This window comes from Halanaerobium kushneri, from assembly GCF_900156285.1.
Taxonomy (GTDB): Bacteria; Bacillota; Halanaerobiia; order Halanaerobiales; family Halanaerobiaceae; genus Halanaerobium; species Halanaerobium kushneri.
The window spans coordinates 75262-99389 of sequence record NZ_FTNC01000001.1 but is presented as its reverse complement, the minus strand read 5'-3'; the positions used below and the strand labels follow the sequence as shown (position 1 = coordinate 99389).

Annotated in this window: 21 protein-coding genes and 1 riboswitch; of the genes, 2 read left to right on the top strand and 19 right to left on the bottom strand. The window is 33.9% G+C overall.

Annotation, left to right across the window (positions count from 1 at the left end; genetic code table 11):
• Window positions 1–12: 12 nt before the first annotated feature.
• The 10 genes from BW929_RS15320 to clpB all read right to left on the bottom strand — a co-directional run bounded on the left by BW929_RS15320 (window position 13) and on the right by clpB (window position 11711).
• Window positions 13–162 (bottom strand): hypothetical protein, encoded by a 150-nt coding sequence (locus BW929_RS15320; protein WP_200805201.1) that lies wholly within the window; start codon window positions 160–162, stop codon window positions 13–15.
• Window positions 163–439: 277 nt separating this feature from the next.
• Window positions 440–1825, bottom strand: a complete 1386-nt coding sequence (locus BW929_RS00395; RefSeq protein WP_076543392.1) for a restriction endonuclease — start codon at window positions 1823–1825, stop codon at window positions 440–442.
• 1019 nt (window positions 1826–2844) lie between these two features.
• Complete coding sequence (gene xerA / locus BW929_RS00390; RefSeq protein ID WP_076543391.1) at window positions 2845–3930, bottom strand: site-specific tyrosine recombinase/integron integrase; 1086 nt, start codon at window positions 3928–3930, stop codon at window positions 2845–2847.
• 84 nt (window positions 3931–4014) lie between these two features.
• The gene (locus BW929_RS00385; protein WP_076543390.1) at window positions 4015–4812 is read right to left on the bottom strand and encodes a hypothetical protein; all 798 of its coding nucleotides are present in this window, start codon (window positions 4810–4812) and stop codon (window positions 4015–4017) included.
• Window positions 4812–5516, bottom strand: coding sequence for a flavodoxin family protein (locus tag BW929_RS00380; RefSeq protein ID WP_076543389.1), 705 nt, complete (start codon window positions 5514–5516; stop codon window positions 4812–4814). Before BW929_RS00380 ends, BW929_RS00385 begins: the two co-directional genes overlap by 1 nt.
• Complete coding sequence (locus BW929_RS00375) at window positions 5506–6090, bottom strand: flavodoxin family protein (RefSeq protein WP_076543388.1); 585 nt, start codon at window positions 6088–6090, stop codon at window positions 5506–5508. The genes BW929_RS00380 and BW929_RS00375 overlap by 11 nt, the downstream gene beginning before the upstream one ends.
• Window positions 6091–6131: 41 nt before the next feature.
• On the bottom strand, window positions 6132–6938 hold the full coding sequence (locus BW929_RS00370) for an AAC(3) family N-acetyltransferase (protein ID WP_076543387.1): 807 nt from the start codon (window positions 6936–6938) through the stop codon (window positions 6132–6134).
• A gap of 65 nt (window positions 6939–7003) precedes the next feature.
• Window positions 7004–7753: a GNAT family N-acetyltransferase gene (locus BW929_RS00365; protein WP_076543386.1), complete on the bottom strand. Its 750-nt coding sequence runs from the start codon at window positions 7751–7753 to the stop codon at window positions 7004–7006.
• 58 nt (window positions 7754–7811) lie between these two features.
• A complete protein-coding gene (locus tag BW929_RS00360; RefSeq protein ID WP_076543385.1) occupies window positions 7812–8966 on the bottom strand; it encodes an MFS transporter in 1155 nt (384 codons plus the stop codon).
• A gap of 153 nt (window positions 8967–9119) precedes the next feature.
• A complete protein-coding gene (clpB, locus tag BW929_RS00355) occupies window positions 9120–11711 on the bottom strand; it encodes an ATP-dependent chaperone ClpB (protein WP_076543384.1) in 2592 nt (863 codons plus the stop codon).
• A gap of 167 nt (window positions 11712–11878) precedes the next feature.
• Here clpB and xerA (BW929_RS00350) point away from each other — a divergent pair, with 167 nt between their 5' ends.
• The gene (gene xerA / locus BW929_RS00350; RefSeq protein WP_076543383.1) at window positions 11879–12817 is read left to right on the top strand and encodes a site-specific tyrosine recombinase/integron integrase; all 939 of its coding nucleotides are present in this window, start codon (window positions 11879–11881) and stop codon (window positions 12815–12817) included.
• A gap of 78 nt (window positions 12818–12895) precedes the next feature.
• Here the strand turns inward: xerA (BW929_RS00350) and BW929_RS00345 are convergent, their stop codons facing one another.
• The 5 genes from BW929_RS00345 to lysA form a co-directional block, all read right to left on the bottom strand.
• Window positions 12896–14014, bottom strand: coding sequence for an aspartate aminotransferase family protein (locus tag BW929_RS00345; RefSeq protein ID WP_076543382.1), 1119 nt, complete (start codon window positions 14012–14014; stop codon window positions 12896–12898).
• Between the two features lie 112 nt (window positions 14015–14126).
• Complete coding sequence (gene dapD, locus BW929_RS00340; RefSeq protein ID WP_076543381.1) at window positions 14127–14825, bottom strand: 2,3,4,5-tetrahydropyridine-2,6-dicarboxylate N-acetyltransferase; 699 nt, start codon at window positions 14823–14825, stop codon at window positions 14127–14129.
• Window positions 14826–14883: 58 nt separating this feature from the next.
• The gene (locus tag BW929_RS00335) at window positions 14884–15528 is read right to left on the bottom strand and encodes a 4-hydroxy-tetrahydrodipicolinate reductase (RefSeq protein ID WP_076543380.1); all 645 of its coding nucleotides are present in this window, start codon (window positions 15526–15528) and stop codon (window positions 14884–14886) included.
• Entirely contained in the window at window positions 15525–16403 is an 879-nt protein-coding gene (gene dapA / locus BW929_RS00330) for a 4-hydroxy-tetrahydrodipicolinate synthase (protein ID WP_076543379.1), read from the bottom strand. The genes BW929_RS00335 and dapA overlap by 4 nt, the downstream gene beginning before the upstream one ends.
• Window position 16404: 1 nt before the next feature.
• Entirely contained in the window at window positions 16405–17637 is a 1233-nt protein-coding gene (lysA, locus tag BW929_RS00325; RefSeq protein ID WP_076543378.1) for a diaminopimelate decarboxylase, read from the bottom strand.
• A gap of 139 nt (window positions 17638–17776) precedes the next feature.
• Window positions 17777–17966: riboswitch (Lysine riboswitch) on the bottom strand.
• Window positions 17967–18237: 271 nt separating this feature from the next.
• Here lysA and gdhA point away from each other — a divergent pair.
• Entirely contained in the window at window positions 18238–19578 is a 1341-nt protein-coding gene (gene gdhA, locus BW929_RS00320; protein ID WP_076543377.1) for an NADP-specific glutamate dehydrogenase, read from the top strand.
• Between the two features lie 166 nt (window positions 19579–19744).
• On the opposite strand, the gene BW929_RS00315 is transcribed toward gdhA, so the two are convergent.
• From BW929_RS00315 to BW929_RS00300, 4 genes are all read right to left on the bottom strand, one after another.
• Window positions 19745–20593, bottom strand: a complete 849-nt coding sequence (locus BW929_RS00315) for an ABC transporter permease (RefSeq protein WP_076543376.1) — start codon at window positions 20591–20593, stop codon at window positions 19745–19747.
• A gap of 76 nt (window positions 20594–20669) precedes the next feature.
• On the bottom strand, window positions 20670–21608 hold the full coding sequence (locus tag BW929_RS00310; protein WP_076543375.1) for an ABC transporter substrate-binding protein: 939 nt from the start codon (window positions 21606–21608) through the stop codon (window positions 20670–20672).
• Window positions 21609–21684: 76 nt separating this feature from the next.
• Entirely contained in the window at window positions 21685–22866 is a 1182-nt protein-coding gene (locus BW929_RS00305; protein ID WP_199505788.1) for a quaternary amine ABC transporter ATP-binding protein, read from the bottom strand.
• A gap of 274 nt (window positions 22867–23140) precedes the next feature.
• Window positions 23141–23941, bottom strand: coding sequence for an alpha/beta hydrolase (locus BW929_RS00300; RefSeq protein WP_076543373.1), 801 nt, complete (start codon window positions 23939–23941; stop codon window positions 23141–23143).
• Window positions 23942–24128: the final 187 nt, after the last annotated feature.

Sequence of the window (24128 nt, the reverse complement as noted above, 5' to 3'; positions counted from 1 at the left end):
ATTTTATGATAATTAGTTTTTGCAGCCGTCTTTATCACAAGTAATTTTAGAACTGGTATTTACCCAATGACTTGGTTTTTTTCTAGTATCAATTCCACAACCAGTTTTTCCGCCTTTTACTCCACTATGTACGATCCCAGTTTTTATATGCTTTACTGCCATCATTCTCCCCCCCTTTCTTAATTTTAACTATCAAATGTATATTCGTATAAAAACTAACTACAAAAACCTTACGAATATTTACCAATGTCTAACATATGACAAATTCTTTGGCATTATGTCACATAACGTTACTGGGATTTGCGCTCGTGCCTGGTTCCGTAGGAACTGGCGTAAAGCTTGCTTTTCCGTATCCGTTATTGGTTAACCTGCAAGCTTTATGACAGAAGGCATGACGCCAATCCCATGTTATACGATGGCGAGGCATTTTTACTAATAATCATTTATTAATTCTATTTAAATATTTTTCAGTATGCTTTGAAATTGATACTTTAGCATGATTTTTAACAATTTTTATTTGTTTGTTATTATAATGAATTCCATGATTAAGTGAAATATATTTTTCACCTGAACTTTTACGCATTTCTAGGACATCAGAAGAAATTTCTTCTATCTCAAACATAGCAAAATAGTCTAAAATATAACATTTAAATTTCACATTGTCTGATTCTCTAAAAAGTTGAATAAATTCTTCTTTCAATTCTAAATTTTCTTCTTCTAATTTAATTAATGAAAATATTAATTTTGAAGTCAATAATGAAATTGTAGTATCATTATTTGTTTTTAAATTTGGAATGTTTTTAATGGTCCTAAAAACATCCCTTTTCAATTCTTGCAAGTTTAATTGAGCAATCGCATTTGCCGCTTCAATTATAAGAAATATATTAACTTGTTTCGAATTAAAAGAGACGTATTTTTTTAAATTTTCTATAGTTATTTTTTGAGCTTTAAATGGTAATTGTCTAATTATCTTTTCTATTACCCTTATCCAACTAGGATTTACAGGACCACAATATTTAAATAGCTCCCATATTTTATATTGATACCAACTATCTTTATATTCTTGAATATGTTCATAAAATTGTTCTGTATCAAGAATGTTTTCACCAGTAGTATCATTATCTACAATAATTAAACTTTCAAGTTTATATTGTTTTTTTAACTTTTTAATATAACTTTCTGTGCATTCATTTAGTGTACAAAAATAACCATGATTTTCTTCTTTTTTCTGCCCATTTTCATTATAAATTATTTGTGTAAATATTAATCCTTTCAAATCATCCTTACTAACTTCTTTATTAAAATCGAAAAAATTAGATAGCTCCTGTAAAGCGAAACTCTTTATGTATGTAAAAATAGTTTCTAAAGGCTCTTTTAAATTGTAACGTTCAATTATGGATTTAAAATTTGTACTATTTTCTATTTCATATTCAAGCTTTTTTCTATCCCAAATACAAGTTTTTAATTTGTTATTTTTATTTGAAGCTTCTAATTGCTCTTGAACTGTTTTAGAAGGTACACTACTAGTTATTAAAAAATAACCATCAGTATTATGTATATCGCATGCGCTTTGAAAATTACCTATCTCACTTTCGTAAACCGATTTACCACTATGAGCCTTATGCTTGCACTGGACTAAATAAGTTATTTCTTCTTTTCTTCCTATTTTATCTTTTGTCTTCATTTTAATAATAAAATCTTTTTTTAGATCTGGTCCACGAGATGGTTGAGAAATCACTTCTATACCTTTGCTCTCTAATAGATCTCTACACAAAAGTTCAAAATCCTCCCCATCACTTGATATTCTTTTAAAATTTATTGACATATATGTCCTCCTTATAATTATTTTGATTTTCGCCTCGCTTTCGTATAACGGTACTGGGATTCGCGGTGTGCCCGGTGTCCACAGACCTGGTGCAAAGTTAGCTATCATATCCGTAATTGTTTAAATGCTAACTTTGTGCCAGAGGGCATGCCGTTAATCCCATGTTATATGCTGTACTGATTTATCGAAGCTGATAAACTACTTCTATCTTCAAATTGCTAACCTTTTTTCATCGATTCCCTTAACTAGCTAGCATTTCATAAATATCTAAATATATTACATCTTCATGAAGTGCCTGAATAACAATACTCATGGAATTTGAAGATAGATGCTGTTGCCTATCATAAAGTTGCTCTTATGGTTTTCTAAAAGCACTTATGTAAGTTAGAAAACTTTCAGTTTCTATTTCCCTACCCCGGAGAAAGTAAATTAATTTCATCTTGCGATGATCCAACCCTTTTTCTTCTCTCTTTATTGCTGCTGCGCTGCTAAATCAGTATTGCATATAACGTTACTGGGATTTAAGAAGTTCGTGAGGTCTAGGGCGACTGCCCTTACCGAACGAATTTGGATGGAGCGCAGCGGAATCTTCAATCCCATGTTATGCGCTGTAATGATTTGCCGCATAAAAAATTTTATCTTTCTTCAACTTGCTGACTTATGATATCAACACTTTACCAACAAGCCTTCGTATATTCTGTACTATATTACATCTTCACGAAGTTCGTGAAGATCGAACAGTGACTAATTTACTCTTTGATATATGCAAATAATTTGCTAAATTATAATTGCCCAGGTTTATTGTTTAAACACTAGAAACTTACAATTATTAATTTCTAAGCGGTTGGGAGTAAATTAGCTTCAGTTAGCGATGCCCCAACCCTTCTCTTATCTTTTTTTCTTAATTTGCTGCTGTTTAATCATTATTGCGTATAACTTGCTTATTTGCGAATGAAATTTCATTAAAATCATTATTTTTGGATCTTCACGAATGTCATTTCGTTAAAATCTGTATATCTCTATAACTTATCAAAAGGATTAGTAATTTCAATTAGATTTTTATTGCTAACATGAGTGTAAATTTCTGTTGTTGTAGAACTCTTATGTCCCAGCAGATTTTGTATATACCTCAAATCAACTCCCTGCTCCAGCAAATGGGTAGCAAAAGAATGTCTCAACGAATGAATTCCGACCTCTTTATTAATTCCAGCTTGTCTGCAGGCGCGCTTAAAAATCTTCTGGGCACTCCGCTTTGACAGATGCTTATCCTTATCCTGACCAGGAAAAAGCCACTGAGCATCATATTTATGCACCCGAAAAGCTTTTAAATATAGTCTTAGTTTGTTTAAAGCACTTTTAGATAGCAGAGTATACCTATCTTTATACCCCTTCGCAGAACGGATATAAATCAACATTCTATTAGAATCAATATCAGAAATTTTTAATTTCACTACCTCACTTACTCTCAAACCAGCAGAATAAGTTAAAATTAAAATAAGCTGATGCTTTAGATTATCAACCGCTGAAATAATATCCTTAACCTCTGTCTTATTTAAAACTTTAGGTAATTTCTTTTTCTTTTTTGGCCGAAACAATTTATTATTAATTCCATCCAATTCCAAAATTAAATTATTAAAAGTTTTGAAAGCACTGATAAACTGGTTGGCATACGAATGAGTATTATTTAATTCTTCCAGTAAATATAATACATAATCATTAACATCAGACATTTCTATTCTAAATAGATCTTTTTTAATATATTTAATAAATGACTTATTGTGATTTAAATATGCTTTAATTGAATTTTGAGAATAACCTTTTAACTTCAACTTCTTTTCAAATTGTGGTAAATAATAAGAATTAAAATAATTTGCTATTAATTCTGGCGCAGTAAAATCTTTTATTCTTGACTCAAAAAGTAGATATTTATGCTTAAACATTTCTAAAAACAGGGCCAAATTGCTGTAATTATTTTCAAAAGTCCAGTACTTTCTTTTTGGATTCCAGCGGCTACCAGGGATTGTATTCATTTTTCTAATTACAACTTCATCATAATCAAAACGTACACAAATCAGATTTTTGCCTTGATTTAGCGTTAATCTCATTTAATAGATAAGCTCCTATCTCTTATTAGTTTCCATATTCTTATATTTCTTTATCTGGCTTATTTTTCCTTTATTTTTATAAATTTATTTTTTAGTTGTTATTTTAAGCTGTACAAAATTTAATATTGATAAGGCCAGAAAAGAAAGTGAAAGTATAAGATAAAAAAATGCTTGTTCTGCACTGAAATTAACATTGTATAATGGTCGCAAAAAACTACCAATGGCAACAGAAAAAAGCAAAGTAAAAGCTTTAAAAAAAAGAGCTGGAGCCAACAAATAACCAATAATTTTATCCTTTATTAAAATTAGAGCTGTAATTATCATGGCAGGAAGCACAAAAATCAGGTCGAGAATGTAGATTGAAAAGGTAAATTCTTTCTTTTCTCCTGCTGCCATTAACGGTAAAAGCTGACTTGACCAGAGAAAACAAAAAAGTAGGGGAATTAAAATTAAAAAGGTAATTGTAAGGTATTTAAGGTATTTATTCAGTTTCAATTCTTTAAAATAGCTTTTATCATAATTGGTCAGAGTCACTACTATTGACCAGAAAGAAAGTGAGCTCAGTAAAAGATAGAATAAATAAAATGAGTTATAGATCTGTTCTATTACATAAATGCTGTAGGCATAAAATATATAGGCTAAAAAACTTAAAGCAATTATTTGAGGTTTAATTGCTGTCTTTGTAACCTTAAGGGTAATATAGATCAACAGAATACTTATGATAAACGTAATCAAATCCTGAGAAACAACCCCCGGTAGTATTTCCTTGCTGACAACTTTAGAATAGATATCCTGATTAATCAGACCAGTTAAAGAAACTAGAAGTGATAAAATTGCAGTTATAAGCCACAATTTTTTATTTAATTCCAGATTCTTAATCATTAAGCTTCCTCCTTTTGATAAGGCCTATCTTTCATTCTACTGTAGACACCGTTCCTTAAAGCCTGAAAACGCCAGGTAAAATTACCAACTAAAGTATAAAGCCATTTCTGAGAAATCATAGGTTTAGAAGTTTTTTCAACTACAAAATCTGATAACTGATGGTTCCTCACAATATCATCTGCTGCCTGATCAAGACCTGCAACTAAATCTTTAGCCATTCCTCCCATTTCTGAAAGAGATTTACCGCTAACTGCACCTCCCATGCCAACTGCAATTCCACCTAGATATTTAAGTTTAGCCTCCCTGGCAAATTCCTGATAAATTTTAAGTGCCGTCTTATTCTGTTCGGCTTCTGGAAAACCACAATTAACTACTGCAATAAAACTCTGATTTTTTGCAGACTTAATGTCATCAAAATATAAGGTTTTTCTTTTCTCAGCAATTAGTCTTAAAGCTTTTATTACTTTTGCCGGCAGAGTATCAACATAAAGTGGAGCCGCGAGGATTATAAAATCTGCTTCCTCAATTTTGTCTAAAAACATAATTCTTTTAGCTTCAGTTGCTATTTCAGAATGAAGATGTACCTTTTCAGTCATAATATCATATTCTTCAATTTTCGAAAGCAGATAAGTCCCCAGACTGGCAGATGAACTTTCCATACCTTTAGGACTCCCAATTAATAAAATGGCCTTTTTAATTGTCATTACTTTCACCTACTTTTTCGGAAAATTTCTTTATAATATCTTTAAGCTTTAAACTGTCAAAATCAGCTGCATTAAAAACTTCAACTTCAGAAGCTGGGGAATGAAAATTGAGGCTGTTTCTTTTTACCAGTTCTTTAAAGATTTTACGCTGAAATTGGCTGGTTTCTTTCATTATTCCAACAGCTAAAAGTGAGAGATACTTTGGATAACGTTTTTTATGATGAATTTCTCCTTTTACTTTCTTAAAATAAGGAGAAATAAGTGGAATCATTCTGTCCAGTGCTTTTTTCAGCTGATAAGAGTAGCTTCCAAAAACCACTGGAGTCAAAAAAATTAAAAGGTCAGAATTGATTAGCTCAGCTGCAACCTCTCTACCATAGTCATTAATTATACAGATTCCAGGTGTTTTAACCCAGCACTTAAAACAACCCAGATAATCAGCAATCTCTTTCTCTTTTAATAGAATCTCTTTAACTTCAAAATCTTTAAACAGAAGCTCTTTTCTGATCTCTTTTGAAACCTGATCCAAAGAAATGTCATTCAGTTCTTCACCATTTAAAATTAATGCTTTCATTATTTTCTCCTTTTAAATGCCTAAAATCAATAAATTATTAACTATTCTTCTCGTTTTTCCAACCAGTTAACAGCAAAATCTACCATTTCTTTCTGATTAAATAATTTTGCTTCTGCCAGTCCCACCTTTGCTCTACTATATTTATATTTTGACTCATACTCTTTTCCAATTACAGTAAATAAATCATCATTAAATTCAATGTCCTGATATGTTGTCCATACATTTTCCCCATCTTTTAAGATTGAAGAACCAAATATTTTAATTTTAAGATCATGTTCTGCCCGGTATTCTGCCAGGTGTAATGAGGTATTGCTGTCATGACCGACTCCAATTAAAAGTATCTTACCTTCTCTTTCATAAATTCTGGCCAGGGGCGAATTATCTCCCAGAGCATAATCCAGCTTATGATCTGCCGTGATATTTTCTGCTTCCTTTCCCCAGGCTGAAAATGAAAGACAGGGGTGATCACTTCTTAAGACATCTGGAAATTTACGGAAGATTTCTGGTGTCAAACCAAGTCCTCGGGTGGGAGTTATTTCTGGCCTGTAAGCAGGCATTTCATTTCTAATTATCTGATACCACTCCTCAGGTACAGGAGGGTTTCCCCAGTATTTTGGTTCTGAGTAATCACCACTATGGGCAGGCATTATAAGAGTTCCTGCATCAGTAACAGCTTCCTGCAGAGCTTCAATTAAAGCTACCGCTCCTCCACAGACCCAGCCAAGTTTACTGAGGGCGGAATGGACAATTACTATCTCCCCTTCTAAATTAAGCTTTTTTAGATCTTTGACCAAAGAATTTTTTGTTATTGGCCTGTCGGTCTTTTCAATAATTTCTTTTTCTTTCATTTTTATTCCCTCCAATTATTTAATTAATCCACCGTGAATTATTTATTCTTGCCTTTAATAAAAAATTAGTCTTTTAACTTTATCCAACTAATCATTCTGTCAAACTTAAAGCCAAGTGAATAAAATAACTTTTTTGCCTTTGAATTATTCGGTTCTACATTTAAAAAGATATTACGTTTATTACTTCTTTTATCTCTAATTAACTGCTCCATAATCAGGTGGGCCAAACCTTTTTTCCGAAAAGATTTTCTGACATGAATAAAACCTAATGCGCCATCATCATGAGTCAAACCCCAGCCAGCAAGTTCATCTGCAAGAAAAATCCCAATTGAACAGTCTGCAGCAATCCGTTCTTTAATATATGCTTTTGAAGTAAATTGTTGGTAGTGAGAGTGGGAAAAGATAAAATCGGTATCTTCAGCTTTAAGCTCCCTGATTTTAAAGTCTTTTTCCATAAATTTTTTATTTCCACTAAGGCTGTTATTATTACTTACTACAATTTTTTCAGGCAGTATTAGTCTTTCAGTCTTCAATTCCCATTCAATTTTTCTTTGCTGATCGATAATCGGAAGCATCCACTCTTCTAAAGAAGCAAAATAAAGTGTCTGATATTGAAATTTTCCCAATAATTCTTTTAAATCTTTTTCACATTCGACAGCCGGATAGCACCATAAGTGGTCTGTTTTGACAGTAATCAAAAGTGAGTCCCCAGCTTGAAAACTGCTTTCTATCCCATAGTTTTCTATAACTCCAATCAAACTTATATATTTATTTTTACTTTTACTTAACTGCCTTATTATTTGTTTTTGATTCATCTTGCTCTCCTATCATTATATTAATTATAGTACCTAATAAATTTCAATTGACTAATTTTTAAACTCTTTCATTTTTATAAAAACGGCTTAAAATCGCCCCCAAAATTCCTACCAACCCAATCATCCAGAAGCCCATTTTCAATCCAGCAAAATCACTTATCGTGCCAACAAAAATTGGTCCGATAAACATTCCCAATCCGTAAATTGCCTGAAAAAAACCCATCGCGGTTCCCCTTTTGTTTGCTTCTACATTTTTGATGCTCAGTCCCATTAAGACAGGAAAAATCATCCCCTGAGCAAAGCCATTTAGCATCTGGTTAAAATATAATATGTAGAGATGATCAATAAAAGGTACCATTAAACAGGAAAATGCTAGTAAGATAAATCCAATTGTTACTGTAGTCTTTTCGCCAAGTCGCTGACTGAAATAGCTGCCGCTTAGATAGGAAGAAAGAATCCCCGGAATTGTTGTGATAGTGGTCAATAGTCCTAAATGGAAACTTGTTGCTCCTAAATTTTTAGCTGCTACCGGAATAAAGCCAAAAGTGGTAGAATGAGCAATCATCATCATTAAAATTGCCAAAAATGAAACTGTCAATAGACTTTTATTTCTGGCAACCTTCAAGATTTCGCGAAAAGTAATTGCCCTGTGATCGATATCTTTCTTTTCATCCACACTGAGACTTAAAATAAAACCTATTACTGCCCCAGCTGCTGCCAGTAAAAATGGAAACTGCTGACCCAGGGCCTGAGCAATTATTCCTCCTAAAAGCATACCCGCGACCTGACCGGATTTATTAGATGCATTAATTAGACCAATAGCATGGGCAGTATCATCCTTTTTAAAATAAGAAGAGAATAAGACTGTAAAACTAACCCAGGTAGCTGCAGAAGCTCCTGCAAGTGAACGAAAAATCAAAATTAAAGCTGGAGTCTCAGCAAACCACATCCCGGTAGTACTAATTAGACTGAGCAGAATTCCGATATTTACAAAAATCTTTTTTCTATTAATCCTATCAGAATAAATACCCAGTGGAATTCGAATTAACATCTGTGTAAAACCATATGAGCCTAAAATCAAACCAATCATCTTATGTGAGGCACCAAGTGATTCTATGTAGGGAGAAAAAGTTGGAATATAGGCATACATGGAAAACCAGTAAAAAGCTGTGACAAAAATAAATAAACGTATATTATTCTTTTCTTTAGACATTTAAAACCCTCTCATTTCTATATATATTGGTTAATCTGATAAATAATTTATGTACAGTAAATATACTTCGTGATAGATAAATATATTCCTTCATTAAAAAAGCAGACCAGTAATTTTACCGGTCTGCCTAAAAAATGTTTTTTTTAATAATACTTAATTGTTATAATTTTTAAATCTAAATTCTCCATTTACAAAATCAACTTCTACTGTATCTCCTTCTTTAATCTTTTCCTCCAGTAGGAGCATGGCAAGCTCATCTTTAATCTGATTTTGAATAACTCTTCTCAACGGACGAGCACCATAAGCGGGATCAAATCCAAGTTCTAAGAGCTCTTCTTTAGCCGCTCTAGTTAAATCTATTTCAATATCCTGTTCAGATAGGTTATCCTGCAGATATGAAACCTGAATATCAATAATTTTAAAGATATCATTTTTGCTTAAGGAATGGAAAATAATTTTTTCGTCAATTCTGTTTAAAAATTCAGGTCTAAACTGTTCCTTTAGGGCTTCATCAATTTCTTCTTTAATCTTTGCTTCATCATCTAAATCCTGAATATACTGGGAACCGACATTGGAAGTCATAATAATAACTGTATTTCTAAAGTCAACTTCCTTACCCTGACTGTCTGTTAAAACACCATCATCAAGAATCTGCAGCAGGATATTAAATACATCCGGATGAGCTTTTTCTATTTCATCAAATAAAATCACAGAATAAGGATTGCGTCTAACTTTTTCTGTTAGCTGTCCACCTTCCTCAAACCCGACATAACCGGGGGGTGAACCAATCAGTTTAGAAACTGCATGGCGTTCCATATATTCTGACATATCGATTCTGGTTAGAGCCCGTTCATCATCAAAAAGATAAGCTGCCAGTGTCTTAGCCAGCTCCGTCTTACCGACTCCAGTTGGTCCCATAAACATAAATGAAGCCAGTGGTCGATCTGCATCCTGGAGACCTGTGCGAGAGCGACGAATTGCATTACTTACTGCCTTAACTGCATCGTGCTGACCAACAACTCTTTTTTCTAACTCATCTTCTAAGTTAATCAGCTTTTCTTTTTCTGCTTCCATCAGCTTCTGCAGTGGAATATCGGTCCAGAGAGATACAATTTCCGCAATATCTTCTTCTGTTACCTCTTCTTTAACCAGATGATTGGCATCTTTTTGAGATTCTTCTACCCTCTTACTTACCTCTGCCAGTTCTTTACGAAGCTCATTCAGTTCACCATAGCGAAGACGTGCTGCTTCCTCATAATTGGCCTCTCTTTCGGCAGCTTCAGCTCGATATTCAATCTGATCTATTTTTTCTTTCAATTCCTGCATTTTAGCCAGCTGATCTTTTTCATTTTTCCATTTTAAGCGCAGGGGATCACGCCGATCCTTTAATTCCTGCAGCTTTTCTTCGATTTCGTGGAGTCTTTCCCGGGCCTCTTCAGTATCTTCATTTTTTAAGGCCTCTCTTTCTGTTTCCAGGCGCCTTACTTTACGGTCAAGTTCATCAATTTCTAAAGGCATAGAATCAATTTCAATTCTAATTTTCGAAGCCGCCTCATCAATTAAGTCAATTGCCTTATCAGGTAGAAACCTTTCAGTTAGATAGCGGTCAGAAAGTTTAGCGGCAGCTACAATTGCATTATCAGTAATTTTTATTCCATGGTGAATCTCATATTTTTCTTTTAAACCTCTTAAGATTGAAACTGTGTCATCGATATCAGGCTCCGAAACCTGAACCGGCTGGAATCTGCGCTCTAAAGCCGCATCCTTTTCGATATGCTTTTTGTACTCTGCTAAAGTAGTTGCTCCTACACAGTGTAGTTCACCGCGTGCCAGAGCTGGTTTTAAGAGGTTAGCTGCATCCATTGATCCTTCTGTAGCTCCTGCTCCAACTAAAGTATGCATTTCATCAATAAAGAGTATAATCTGGCCTTCGGCTTTTTTAATCTCTTTTAAAACTGATTTCAATCTTTCTTCAAATTCACCTCTAAATTTGGTTCCTGCAACTAAGGAACCCATATCGAGAGAAATAACTTTTTTATTTTTTAAACCCTCTGGAACATCACCATTAATTATTCTCTGAGCCAAACCTTCTACAATTGCCGTTTTACCTACACCTGGTTCGCCAATTAAAACCGGATTGTTTTTGCGGCGGCGAGATAGAACCTGCATAACTCTCCTAATTAAATTATCACGGCCGATAACCGGATCAAGTTTTCCGTCTTTTGCCTGTTCTGTAATATCAATTGTATATTTTTCTAAAACGTTAAAACCCTCTTCTCCCTGCTGGGAATCGATTTTGCTGCCTCCCCGCATTTCCTGAATGATTTGTTTAAGATCATTATAGTTTAAATTTTTCTCGTAAAGCATCTTTCCTAATTCAGTTTTGCGATCTCTTAAAATAGCAAGTAAAAAATGTTCAGTTGATATATATTGATCATCTAAAGCATCTGCCTGTTTTTCAGCTTCTCGCATAATATCATTGAGCTGATGAGACATGTATGCCTGTCCGCTCTGTTCTGAATAAACCTGTGGTAATTTTTTGAGCAGTTTTTCGTTTTCTGTCTTAAGTTCTGGCAGATTTGCTTCTGCCTTCTGCAGTAGTGGGATGACTATTCCATCATCCTGATTTAATAAGGCTTTAAATAGATGGGAAGGAAAGATTTCTTGATGCTGATAATCCTGAGCAACATTTTGTGCTTCTACCAGGCTCTGCTGTGCTTTCCGTGTAAATTTTTCCATATCCATTTTTATCTTCCTCCTTTAATACAATTTATCCAATTTTAATTTATTATCTAGTTTAATTATAGTACAAAGGTCAGAGAAGGTCAAGTAGTAAAAAAAGGATTTTAAAGTTTTTAATTGAATAAATAATGTAAGGGTACCAGGCACCCAGTACCAATAAATGAAAGGAAGTGATTAAAATTTCTCAACTTGATTTTTTACAGGCTTTAAATAAATTTAAAAAATATCTTGATGTGGAAAAGGGATACTCTAAGCTGACAATTAAGGAGTATGATAGTGATCTACACCAATTACATAAATATCTACGAGAAGAACTTGATTTTAAGGAAGGTTTTAGACCAGATGAGGTTGATCGACTTGATATTTCGGAATTTCTGGCTGATGCAGTAATTATTAATGATAATAAAGCGGTTACCAGAAATCGAAAACTTTTTGCTGTCCGCTCTTTTTATAAATATCTACTCCACTATGGGATTGTGACTAAAAATCCAGCAGAAGCAATAGAAAGCAGTAAAACTGATAACCGGCTGGAACCAATTTATTTAAAGCTTAAGGAGGCACAGAAATTTATCAGTGCCATCGAAGAACATGGTGGAATTAACCGATTACGTGATCTGGCCATAGTTAAACTCTTCCTTTATGCTGGACTCCGGATTTCAGAATTGGTTAATTTAGATTTTGATAATATTGATTTTGAAGATGCTTCGATCAAGTTTTATGGTAAGGGAAAAAAGGAGCGCTATGTACCGCTGCATAATGATGTAATCTTAGCAATCAGACGCTATATGAGAGAAAGAAATTCGATTAAAATTAAAGATAGTGATGCCCGACAGGCTGTTTTTATCTCTCGTCACGGCAGGAGAATCAGTCCCAGAACAATTCAACTTTTTGTCAAAAAATATGCAAAAAATGCTGGTTTGAGTAGAGCTGAAAAAATAACTCCCCACAAACTCCGCCATACTTTTGCTTCTACTCTTTATCGGCAGACTAAGGATATTAAAGTCCTGCAGGATCTTTTAGGTCATGCCAATCTGTCTACAACTCAGATTTATACTCATGTCGATACCGAAGAAAAGAAAAATGCCATTGACGAAATGCCGGATTTTTAAAGCTTAATAAAATAAAGAGACGCAAAAAACGGGAACCTGAAAAATTAATCCAGGTTCCCGGTATCATCTAACAAAACATTAAATTATTTTTTTTAGCTTCTCTAGCAGCTGATCTATCTCATCTTTAGTAATATTTAAAGCCGGTAAAAAACGAATCACCTTGCCTTTAACAATATTCAGCAGAATTCCTTCTGCCTGAGCTTTAGCTCTCAAGTCAGGTATTTCTTCATTTAATTCAATTCCCAGCATTAAGCCAATTCCTCTAACCTCTTTTATTTTTTCAGATTTCAGTTCTTTTAATTTTTTTAAAAAGTATTCTCCTCTTTCTGCAATAGAATCCTGCATACTCTCTAATTTTTCCATTACAACTCTGGCTCCTCGTAAAGCAAGTGGATTAGGAGCAAAAGTTGAGCCATGATCACCGGGTTCTAAAACCCCTGTCATTTCTCCTTTCATGACTACTCCACCTAACGGAAGACCTCCACCAAGTGCTTTGGCAACAGTAATTAAATCAGGACTTAAATCAAAATTCTGATATGAATATTTTTCTGCTGTCCTGTACAGTCCGGCCTGAACTTCATCTACAGCTAGAATCCAGTTATTTTGATCAATTAATTGATTTAATTCAGCTACAAATTCTTCAGAAGCAGGCTGGACACCACCTGATCCCTGCAGAGGTTCAAAGAAAACAGCTTTGATATCAGGATTATTGGCTGCGGCTTCTCTTAGACTTTCTATATCATTGAACTCAGCTTCGATTGTATCTGGCAGCAGTGGTTTAAACTGATCCCTAATACCGGGGAAACCATTAACCGAAAGAGCTCCCAGACTTCTGCCGTGAAAGGAATTGCTGAAAAATAAAATTTTACCTGCTCCAATTTTCTTTTTGATAATTTTTAAAGCAAGTTCTGTTGCCTCAGTTCCAGAATTAACAAAAAAGACTTTATCTCCTGGATCACTAATTAACTCAGCCACTGTTTCGGTATCCTGATCCAAAAAGTAATTTGATGTATGTGCATATTTATGCAGTTTATCACTAATTGCATGTACTACCTCCGGATGGCTGTGGCCCAGGGCCAGCACTCCAATCCCGGAAAATGTATCAAAATATTTATTACCATCCGTATCGAAAATATATACTCCTTCTGCCTTCTCAATTGTAAAATCATAACTATTATAAAGTTCTAAATAACGCATTTTAATACACCCTTTTTAAAATTATTTGGGGAAAATTTAATTCCTGCCTGTTTTAAAAGCTGGCCAGAATAAAAATCCAGCCAGCTTAAAATTTATTTTTTTAAATTTTATTTTAAAGCTGACGCAGACTGGCCATTACCTCAGTTTTCTGTTTTGTCTGGTCATCTACATCTTTAATCTTTTTAGCAGGAGCACCAGCATAGACAGCACCTGCAGGTACATCATCAATTACTATTGAGCCGGCAGCAATTACAGCACCTTCACCAATCTGAACTCCTTCTAAAACAACTGCATTGGCACCGATTAAAACATTATCTTCCACAACTACCGGATCAGCACTCGGAGGTTCAATAACTCCAGCCAGTACAGTTCCTGCCCCAATATGGCAGTTATCACCAACAGTTGCTCTACCTCCCAGCACTGTATTCATATCAATCATTGTATTTTTGCCAATTTGGGCCCCAATATTAATTACAGCTCCCATCATTAAGACACAGCCATCACCAATTTCAACCTGATCACGAATATGAACACCAGGCTCAATCCGGCAGTTATACTGACTGTAATCAGCTAAAGGAATAGCAGAATTTAGTCTATCCATCTCAATTCTAGACTGGGTTAATTTATCGTCCAGTTCTTTTTTTAAGGCTTCTGCCTCTTTCAACTCACAGAAAACAACTCCAGAACTGTCATCTCCATAATATTCGTAAGTACTTAGAGAATCTTTTAATTCTTTACCTTTAATATAAAACTTAACGGGTGTTTTTTTAGTAGAATTTGAAATATAATCAATTAAATCATAAGAATTCATTTTTTGGCCTCCAATTATAGTTTATTTGATAACTTCAACAATTATTTTATTTTAATTATTATTTTAAAATCTCAGAAAAGCTATAAAATCCAGGTTCTAAATCCAGAATTTTTTCTGCACTTAACAGCACTCCCTGAGTAAAAGCTTTTCTTGAGTAAGCTCTATGCTTTAAGGTCAGCACTTCACCTATACTGGCAAAGTCAACTTCATGTTCTCCAAATTCTGAACCCAGTCTTTTGGAATGCATTTCAACATCCCTCTCCAGAAGATCTCCCAACATTATTGCTGTTCCAGATGGTTTATCTTTTTTAAAACGGTGGTGAGTTTCGGAAATTTCAATATCCCAATCCCGATCTACATACTTATTAACTTTTTTGATTAATTCAGATAGAATATTAATTCCAATCGAAAAATTAAAGCTCTGAATTACTGCTACTTTTTCTGCCAGCTCATCTAATTTAGCAAAGTCAGTATCGTCAAGTCCTGTTGTCCCAATAACCAGAGGTACCTCTTTTTCCTTAATCACTCTAACTGTATCAGCAAAGGCTTCTTTTAAAGAAAAATCAATCACTACTTCTGGCTTCTCAATTTCTTTTTCACCATTTTCATCCATCTGATAGACTAACTCATGGCCAGCTTCAGAAAACAATTCTTCTATCGCCTGACCCATTCTGCCTGAATAACCTATAATTCCGTACTTCATACTATATCAAGCTCCTCCATTTCAGTTAAAATTAATTTTTGATGTTCTTTATTTAAATTAACCAGAGGTCGACGCAAATTATTATTTGACAGACCAATCTGCTGCATAGCAAACTTAATTGGAATTGGATTTACATCAACAAAAATTAAGCGCATCAATTTTAAGTATTTATAATGTAAATCTCTGGCTGACTGATAATCGTTAGCTAAAATATAGGAAGTAATTTTTTTCATTACCCCCGGCAGCAGATTAGAAAATACGGAGATAACACCACTTCCACCTGACATCATTAAGGGAAGTGCCTGATCATCATTACCCGATAGTATAATTTTATTTTCTCTGGTAAGTTTAATTACATTTAAAATCTGACTCATATCCCCACTGGCTTCTTTGATTGCCACAATATTGTCCTGCATTTTCGACATTTTTTGAAAAGTTTCTGGCTCAATATTGACTCCAGTTCTGGAAGGTACATTATAGGCAATTATTGGCAGCTCAGTTTTTCTGGCAACATAAGTATAGTGGTCAACTAAACCCTGCTGGCTTGTTTTATTATAATAAGGAGTAACTATTAAAACTCCATCTGCTCCCTGTTCTGCTGCCAGCTCATTCATTTCTATAACTTTGGAAGTATCATTAGTTCCAGTGCCCACAATTACCGGAATCTCACCATCAGCCTTACTGACAGCCATTTCAGTAAGTAATTTTCTTTCTTCTAAATGAACAGTTGGAGATTCACCGGTTGTGCCCAGGACCACCAGAGCATCAATCTCATTTTCTAATTGGTGATCCAAAATTTTCTCAAACATTTTATAATCCACTTCACCATTTTCTTTAAAAGGAGTAATTAAAGCAGTACCAACACCCTTAAACATATTAATAGCCTCCTATTACAGTATTTGTGTAATCTTCAAAAGTCTCATCACGCCTGATCTGTTTAATATCGCCATCAATTGTATATAAAAATTCTCCATTTCTGAGCATTCCATTATAATTAAAACCCATTGCATGCCCATGGGCCCCTGTGTCATGAACAACCAGCAGATCCCCTAATTTACTTTCGGGAAGTTTACGGTCAATAGCAAATTTATCATTATTTTCACAGAGGGAGCCGATAACATCATATTCGATCATTTTCTTTTTTCCACGTACCTCTGCATCAAGGTTGGTTATATAATGATAACTTCTATACATTGCAGGTCTCATTAAATCTGACATTGAAGCATCTACTCCCAGATATTTTTTGTATGTTTCTTTTTCTTTGATTACTCTGGTCACTAAATAACCTGACTCTCCTGTAATATAGCGGCCAGATTCCATAAATATTTTAGGCTGCAGTCCGTTTTCTCTTAAAATTTTATCATACGATTCATTGACTGCACCTGCAATTGCTTCAACATCAACCTCTGTCTCAGATTGATAGGGAATTCCAATTCCGCCTCCAATATTAATAAAATCGATTTTAATTTGATATTCCTCAATTATTTCTCTGGCAAAGTTAAAAAGCATTTCTGTATATTCACCAAAAATTTGAGGATCATTTTCATTCGAAACAACCATTGTATGCAGTCCAATTGATTTAATTCCCTGTTCAACTAAAAAAGCAATCGCTTCTTTAATCTGCCCTGCAGTAGAACCAAATTTGGATTCCTTAGAATCCCCCATAATTTCATTTTCAATTGATCCTGGATTTAATCTAAAACAGATATTCTCAGGTATTATTTCTGCCTCCAAAAGTTCATAAATATCTGCTGCCCAGTCAATATTAATAATACAACCACGTTCAACTGCATATTGATAGGCGTCAAGAGTGGTCAGATTAGAAGTAAACATTATCTCTTCCCCGCTGAAGCCAGCCATTTCTGCCAGCTTAATCTCAGAAACCGTAGCAGCATCAACACCACAATTATTTTCCTGCATTATTTTTAAAATATGTGGATTTGGATTGGCTTTAATAGCAAAATATTCTTTAAAATCAACCCAGTCAAAAGAAGAAATCAAATTATTTAAACGGTCAACAATTGTCTTTTCATCATAAATATGAAAAGGCGTTCCATATTCTTTAACAATTTCTCTAATTTTTAATTCAGGTATAGTTATTGTTTTCATAAATCTACTCCATTTTTAAATTATTGTCTAAAATTATTTTATCATAATTCAATGTCAAAATAAAAAATATCTATAGATAACAAAAACTCAGCGAAATCGCTGAGTTAAATACTTAATCAGAGAAATCACCTCTTACATCTTTTGAGATAGCTCAACATTAAAAGCCTGGAAAACTTTTAATGACAGTTCTGCATATATTATATACAGACCCAGCAAACAGCCATTAAACCCTGACTGAAAACTTCGGCAAATTTGCCTTTCCTCTGCTGCAGCGGTTTAAGCCTTAAGCAAGCAGATTACTGATCAAAATTTGCGCCTCTACCTCATTAGAACAATGAGGCATTTTCCTATTAAAATTTATTATCTTTTTACTTTGTTTAAGTATATATAATTGAAGAAAAGTTGTCAAGAAATAACTGATAAATTTTATCTGTCACTGAGATTGATTAAACTAAAGTAAATTAATCAAGTTAAAGGGCTAAAGAAGTATACTTGTATACAGACAAAACTTGGTCAAATCAATTGATTTTAGATTAAATATATATTAAGATTAATTTGTGATAGTTTAATAATATAAAAAAATTTTGAGGAGTGAGAAGTTTGAGCAATTACACGGAAAAAGTTTTAACAATGGTTAAGGAAAGAAATCCTGGTGAAGTGGAATTTCATCAGGCAGTTGAAGAAGTATTAGAATCTTTAAACCCTGTTTTTGAAAAACACCCTGAATATGAAGAAAATGGTGTTTTAGAAAGAATTGTTGAACCGGAAAGACAGATTATTTTTCGGGTTCCCTGGGTTGATGATCAGGGCAATACCCAGGTAAATCGTGGATTTAGAATCGAATTTAATTCTGCACTTGGTCCCTATAAAGGTGGTCTAAGATTTCATCCTTCAGTGTATACAGGTATAGTGAAATTTCTTGGCTTCGAACAAATTTTTAAAAACGCTTTGACTGGCCGCCCTATTGGGGGAGGTAAAGGTGGAAGTGATTTTAATCCTAAGGGTAAATCAGATCAGGAAGTTATGCGTTTCTGCCAGAGCTTTATGACAGAACTTGCCCGACATATTGGTGATAAAACTGATGTTCCGGCTGGTGATATCGGTGTCGGCGGTAGAGAAATTGGTTATCTCTTCGGCCAGTATAAAAGAATTAAAAATAGATATGAGGCTGGTGTTTTAACCGGTAAAGGACTTGATTGGGGTGGAAGTCTGGTCCGAACTGAAGCTACAGGTTATGGTCTGGTCTACATATTAGAAGAAATGCTTAAAGATAATAAAATTTCATTAAATGATAAAAAGGTAGTTATTTCAGGTTCCGGTAATGTTGCAATATATGCCAACGAAAAAGTAACTCAGCTCGGAGCTAAAGTTGTAGCCATGAGTGACTCATCCGGTTATTTATATGATGAAAATGGTATTGATCTTGATCTGGTTAAAGAGATCAAGGAAGTCAATCGCGGCAGAATTAAAGAATACCTGGAAGAATATCCAGAAGCTGAATACTATGATAACTGCAGTGATATCTGGTCAGTTGACTGTGATATTGCTCTTCCCTGTGCCACCCAAAATGAAATGGATCAAGTAGGAGCACAAAAATTAATCGATAATGGTGTAATTGCCATTGGCGAAGGGGCCAATATGCCTTTAACTCCAGAAGCAATTAAATTGGTAAAAGAAAATAATATTTTCTATATTCCCGGTAAAGCTGCCAATGCTGGTGGTGTTGCAACTTCAGCTATCGAAATGACTCAAAATGCAATGTTTGATGAATGGACATTTGATAAAGTTGACCAGGAACTGCAAAAAATTATGGTTAATATCTATAAAGATGCCAGTGAAGTAGCTAAGGAATATGGTCTGGAAGGAGACCTGGTTGCTGGAGCAAATATTGCTGGTTTTCTAAAAGTTGCTAATGCGATGTTAGATCAGGGAATTGTTTAATTTAGTTTTTAAAATCTTAAACTAATAAAGAAATATTAAATATTAAATCCCGCCCCGTAAACTTAAAACCGGAGCGGGATTTTAATATTATTAATGTTATATTATTAAGCTGATAATTATTTATCTAAGTAATAATTTTAATTATAATAACATTTCTTATCTTCGATTATGAGTCCCTACCAAACATTCTATCCAGAACCATAGCAATAATTACTACTCCGAGACCTGCTTCAAAACCAAGTCCAATATCAACAACATTAAGAGATCTTAACACTGGTTTTCCCAGACCACCGGCTCCAATCATGGCTGCAATAACTACCATTGAAAGTGAGAGCATAATACACTGATTAATCCCCATCATTATTGATGGCATTGCCCCCGGTAGTTCAATTTTAAATAAAATCTGCCACCAGTTTGCCCCAAATGCATGACCGGCTTCTTCTAATTCTTCATCTACCTGTTTTATCCCGAGATAGGTTAATCTTATAGGAGGTGCAATTGCAAAAACTACAGTAGCAATTACTCCTGATACATTACCAAGACCAAAAAACATTAGAGCAGGAATTAAATAAACAAAAGGTGGAATTGTCTGCATAAAGTCCAGTATAGGGCGAGTTATTAAATCCACCCATTTATTATGAGCTTTAATTATTCCAACTGGAATTCCAATTACAAGAGCCACCAAGACAGAAGTAATTATTGAAGCCAAAGTAATAACCAGCGGATCCCACATTTCTATATTCAATACAAGACCCAATCCTAAAGCTACAAACACTGCCAGTCTTTTCCCTTTAAGCTTCCAGGCTGCTGCAGCAAAAATTGCAATTAAAACCAGTGGATGAGGAAAAGCAAGCACTACTTCCACTCCACCTACTATTGATTCAATTAATGATGAAAATGTATTTAAAGGACCACTAAAATTATTTATTAAAAAATTAACCAAATTTTCTACCCAGTTCCCCAGAGGAATTTTTGTTGTAAAGAGTTCAATAATACTGTTAATAATAATCACCATCCTTTATTAAATTTTTACTGGCGGCATCATATTATGACACCACCAGTTTTTTAGATTAGAATCATTTTTATTTAATTTAATTATTTACTATTTCAGCTATTGCTTTTCTGCCCATTCTTCCATCAGTACTCTTAACTCCAAATACCCACTGATTGACAATATCTAAATTATTGGCAATCCAGTCTTCAGCTACAGCTTCAGGATCTCGGTCTTTATTTTGATATTCGTCAATCCACTTATTTTGAATAGGAGCTGTTACGGTAAATTGTTTTAAGAACTTATAGAAATTCGGATTTTCATCCTGATATCCCTCTCGTGCTACAGTATAAACACTGTCACTTTCTCCCCAGATACCTTCGGGATCTTCGAGATATTTAATATCAAACATCAAATTCATATAATGAGGTTTCCAACCGTTAAAAGCAATCCACTCTTTACTGTTAACTGCTCTCTGAACTGCAGAAAGCATGCCAGCTGTAGAACTGGATTGTAAAGTCCAGTCTTTTAAACCATATTTATTATTTTTAATGGCATCCTGAATTACAATATTTCCGGCATTACCTGGTTCAAGACCATAAATCTTACTGTCAAATTTATCAGCATACTCTTTTAAATCTGCTAACGATTTAACTCCTGCTTCATAAACATATTCCGGTACAGCAGTTCTATAGACAACATCCTCTAGATTAACTCGAACATTATGAACTACACCTTTTTTCTGATATTCACTATAAGTTTTTTCCATTGTGGGCAGCCAGTTACCTAAAAACACATCAAGATCTTTATTTTCTAAACTCTTAAAGATAACTGTTTCTGGAGCTGCTGTCATTTTAGTATCATAACCTAAGTACTCAGCAACTTTTGCTGCGACATGGGTTTTTACTGTAACTCCAGGCCACTGAACATAACCAAAATCGATTGTATCCTCAGCTGCCTGAACCTGTGGTACTGCAGCAAATACTCCAAATCCTAGTAGAACGATTAGTAAAGTTGAAATTAATTTTGTCTTGTACATTTATATCCCTCCAGAGATATTATTTAATTAATTTAACTTAAAGAAAATTATATAATAAAAATTTACTTAATTAAATTTAAACATTTTCTGCAGCTAGATTTGCTACAACATGTGTTTTTACAATTATACCTTTTAACTTTTTATTTTCATCAAGGACCGGTAAAGGTGTATTTATATCAGCAATTTTTGAAAATAAGTCATTAACACTTTCCTCAGGTTGTGCTATTGGAACTTCTTTAATTATTTCCGTAAGATTTTCTTTATCTTTATTTAAAGACTCGACAACATCCTCTATCGTAACAATCCCTCTATATCTTCTATTTTTACCAAGCACAAAAATACTACCCAGTTCGTTATGTCTCATTTTATGGAGTGCAGTCCTTAAGCCATCCTGTTGATAGAGAACAGCTTCTGGCTTGTCCATAATATCTTCTGCTGTCAGAACTCGAGAACGATTAACATCCTGAACAAATTCTGCTACATAATCATTTTCAGCATTGGTTAAAATTTCTTCATGATTACCAACCTGAACAATTTCTCCATCCTTCATAATCGCAATTCTATCTCCCAATTTTAATGCTTCATCAAGATCATGAGTAATAAAAATAATGGTTTTATCTATATGTTCATATAAATCTAAAAGTTTATCCTGCATATCTTTTTTGATCAGCGGATCTAAAGCACTAAATGGCTCATCCATTAGTAAAATATCTGTATCAACAGCTAGAGCTCTTGCAAGCCCAACTCTTTGCTGCATTCCACCACTTAGCTGATCAGGTTTTTGATCTTCGTACCCTTCCAGACCGACCTGTTTAAGAGCAGTCATTGCTTTCTCTCTTCTTTTATCTTTATCCATTCCCTGTATTTCTAAACCGAATTCTGCATTTTCTAAAACAGTACGGTAGGGAAAAAGAGCAAAGTTTTGAAAAACCATACCAAACTTTTCTTTTCTAAATTCACGTAATTGATCTTTATTTAAATCCATAATATTTGTATTATCAATTTCTACACTACCGGCAGTAGGCTCCACCAGGCGGTTTAAGGTTCTCAATAGAGTCGATTTACCACTACCGGAAAGTCCCATAATCACAAATATTTCGCCTTCTTCTACTTCAAAACTGGCATTATTGATTCCAACAGTAGCCCCAGTTTTTTCTAAAATATCATCTTTGCTTTTACCCGATTTCAGCATTTCGATCTCTTTTTGACCTTTACCGTCAAATATTTTATAGAGATTTTCCGCTTTTATCTTCAATATTTTCACCTCTTTATTTGTTTTTGCCATAAATTTACTGGCATTAAAAAAGGTTTAGAAAGTGTTCTCAGGGAACAAATCCTAAACCATATAATTAAATTAATGTTAATTTATTATTATCAGCAAGCTAATAACTCTGATAATAAGGCGGGATAAATTCAACCCGCTTGCTCAACTCCTTAACAAGAATAACAAACTAACTCCAGTCTGTCAAACTGATATCTAAATTAAAAATTGTCATTAAATTTATACTTTATTTACTACTTAGTTTAATTTACTATTTACTTTTTACAGGCAGCCAGTCAATTACCGATTTAATTTTTTTATCCCAGTACCACCATTCATGGTCAGCTTTCTCTTCTTCATATTTTAATTTTATATTATTTTTACTGCAGAATTTTTTGAATTTTAGATTATCCTGATATAAAAAATCTTCAGTACCACAGCACTGATATAATTCGGGAATCTCAGCCTGTCTGCCTTTTAATCTTTTAAGAAGATAAAATAAATCGTGTTTTGAATTTTTAACTTTCTCTAAATCTCCAAAAATCCACTTGAATTCTTCGTAAAGTTCTCCTGCCTCAGTTTTACTGGTAACATGTTCGCCGATATTTAAAGCACCAGATAAACTGGCAGCAGCAGCAAATTTCTCTGGAAAATTCAAAGCCAGTTTAAAAGCACCATATCCCCCCATGGAGAGGCCTGCTATAAAAGTCTCTTCTCTTTTAGTTGTCAGCGGAAATATTTTTTCTAACTTTCTGGGAAGTTCCTGACTAACATAAGTAAAGTAATCTTGTCCCTGTGCCATATCGGTATAAAAGCTTCTGTGAACCGCAGGCATAATAACTGCCAGCCCGGCATTTTCTGCATAACGTTCAATAGAACTTCTGCGTATCCAGCTCGTATGATCATCTGAAAGCCCGTGTAATAAATACAATACAGGATATTCTGTCTTAAAATCTCTTCTCTCATCTTGCTCTGATTTAATAGATTTTTTTAGGATCTCAGGTAAAATTATATTAACCGAAGAAGCCATACCTAGACTATCGCTAAACAAGTTCATTTCTAAAAGTGCCATATAAATCCTCCTATTCAGACTATTTATTAATATAATTATTCTAAACTTTAAATAATCCTGCTTATAAATTTTTATATTTGATATGAATTATTTTTAATCCCGGCTGCAGCAGAAAAAAATTTATACTATCACTTAAAATTTGACTTTAGCTTCAGACTGGGTTATACTAAGAAAGCTGACTAAAAAA

Coding starts and splice junctions, on each gene's coding strand:
- dapD (WP_076543381.1), bottom strand. CDS start 14,825: ATGAATTCTTATGATTTAATTGATTATATTTCAAATTCTACTAAAAAA.
- BW929_RS00370 (WP_076543387.1), bottom strand. CDS start 6,938: ATGAAAGAAAAAGAAATTATTGAAAAGACCGACAGGCCAATAACAAAA.
- BW929_RS00380 (WP_076543389.1), bottom strand. CDS start 5,516: ATGACAATTAAAAAGGCCATTTTATTAATTGGGAGTCCTAAAGGTATG.
- dapA (WP_076543379.1), bottom strand. CDS start 16,403: ATGTTTAAGGGTGTTGGTACTGCTTTAATTACTCCTTTTAAAGAAAAT.
- BW929_RS00300 (WP_076543373.1), bottom strand. CDS start 23,941: ATGGCACTTTTAGAAATGAACTTGTTTAGCGATAGTCTAGGTATGGCT.
- BW929_RS00375 (WP_076543388.1), bottom strand. CDS start 6,090: ATGAAAGCATTAATTTTAAATGGTGAAGAACTGAATGACATTTCTTTG.
- BW929_RS00310 (WP_076543375.1), bottom strand. CDS start 21,608: ATGTACAAGACAAAATTAATTTCAACTTTACTAATCGTTCTACTAGGA.
- BW929_RS00345 (WP_076543382.1), bottom strand. CDS start 14,014: ATGCGTTATTTAGAACTTTATAATAGTTATGATTTTACAATTGAGAAG.
- BW929_RS15320 (WP_200805201.1), bottom strand. CDS start 162: ATGGCAGTAAAGCATATAAAAACTGGGATCGTACATAGTGGAGTAAAA.
- BW929_RS00360 (WP_076543385.1), bottom strand. CDS start 8,966: ATGTCTAAAGAAAAGAATAATATACGTTTATTTATTTTTGTCACAGCT.
- clpB (WP_076543384.1), bottom strand. CDS start 11,711: ATGGATATGGAAAAATTTACACGGAAAGCACAGCAGAGCCTGGTAGAA.
- BW929_RS00315 (WP_076543376.1), bottom strand. CDS start 20,593: ATGGTGATTATTATTAACAGTATTATTGAACTCTTTACAACAAAAATT.
- BW929_RS00365 (WP_076543386.1), bottom strand. CDS start 7,753: ATGAATCAAAAACAAATAATAAGGCAGTTAAGTAAAAGTAAAAATAAA.
- lysA (WP_076543378.1), bottom strand. CDS start 17,637: ATGAAAACAATAACTATACCTGAATTAAAAATTAGAGAAATTGTTAAA.
- BW929_RS00335 (WP_076543380.1), bottom strand. CDS start 15,528: ATGAAGTACGGAATTATAGGTTATTCAGGCAGAATGGGTCAGGCGATA.
- BW929_RS00395 (WP_076543392.1), bottom strand. CDS start 1,825: ATGTCAATAAATTTTAAAAGAATATCAAGTGATGGGGAGGATTTTGAA.
- BW929_RS00385 (WP_076543390.1), bottom strand. CDS start 4,812: ATGATTAAGAATCTGGAATTAAATAAAAAATTGTGGCTTATAACTGCA.
- xerA (WP_076543391.1), bottom strand. CDS start 3,930: ATGAGATTAACGCTAAATCAAGGCAAAAATCTGATTTGTGTACGTTTT.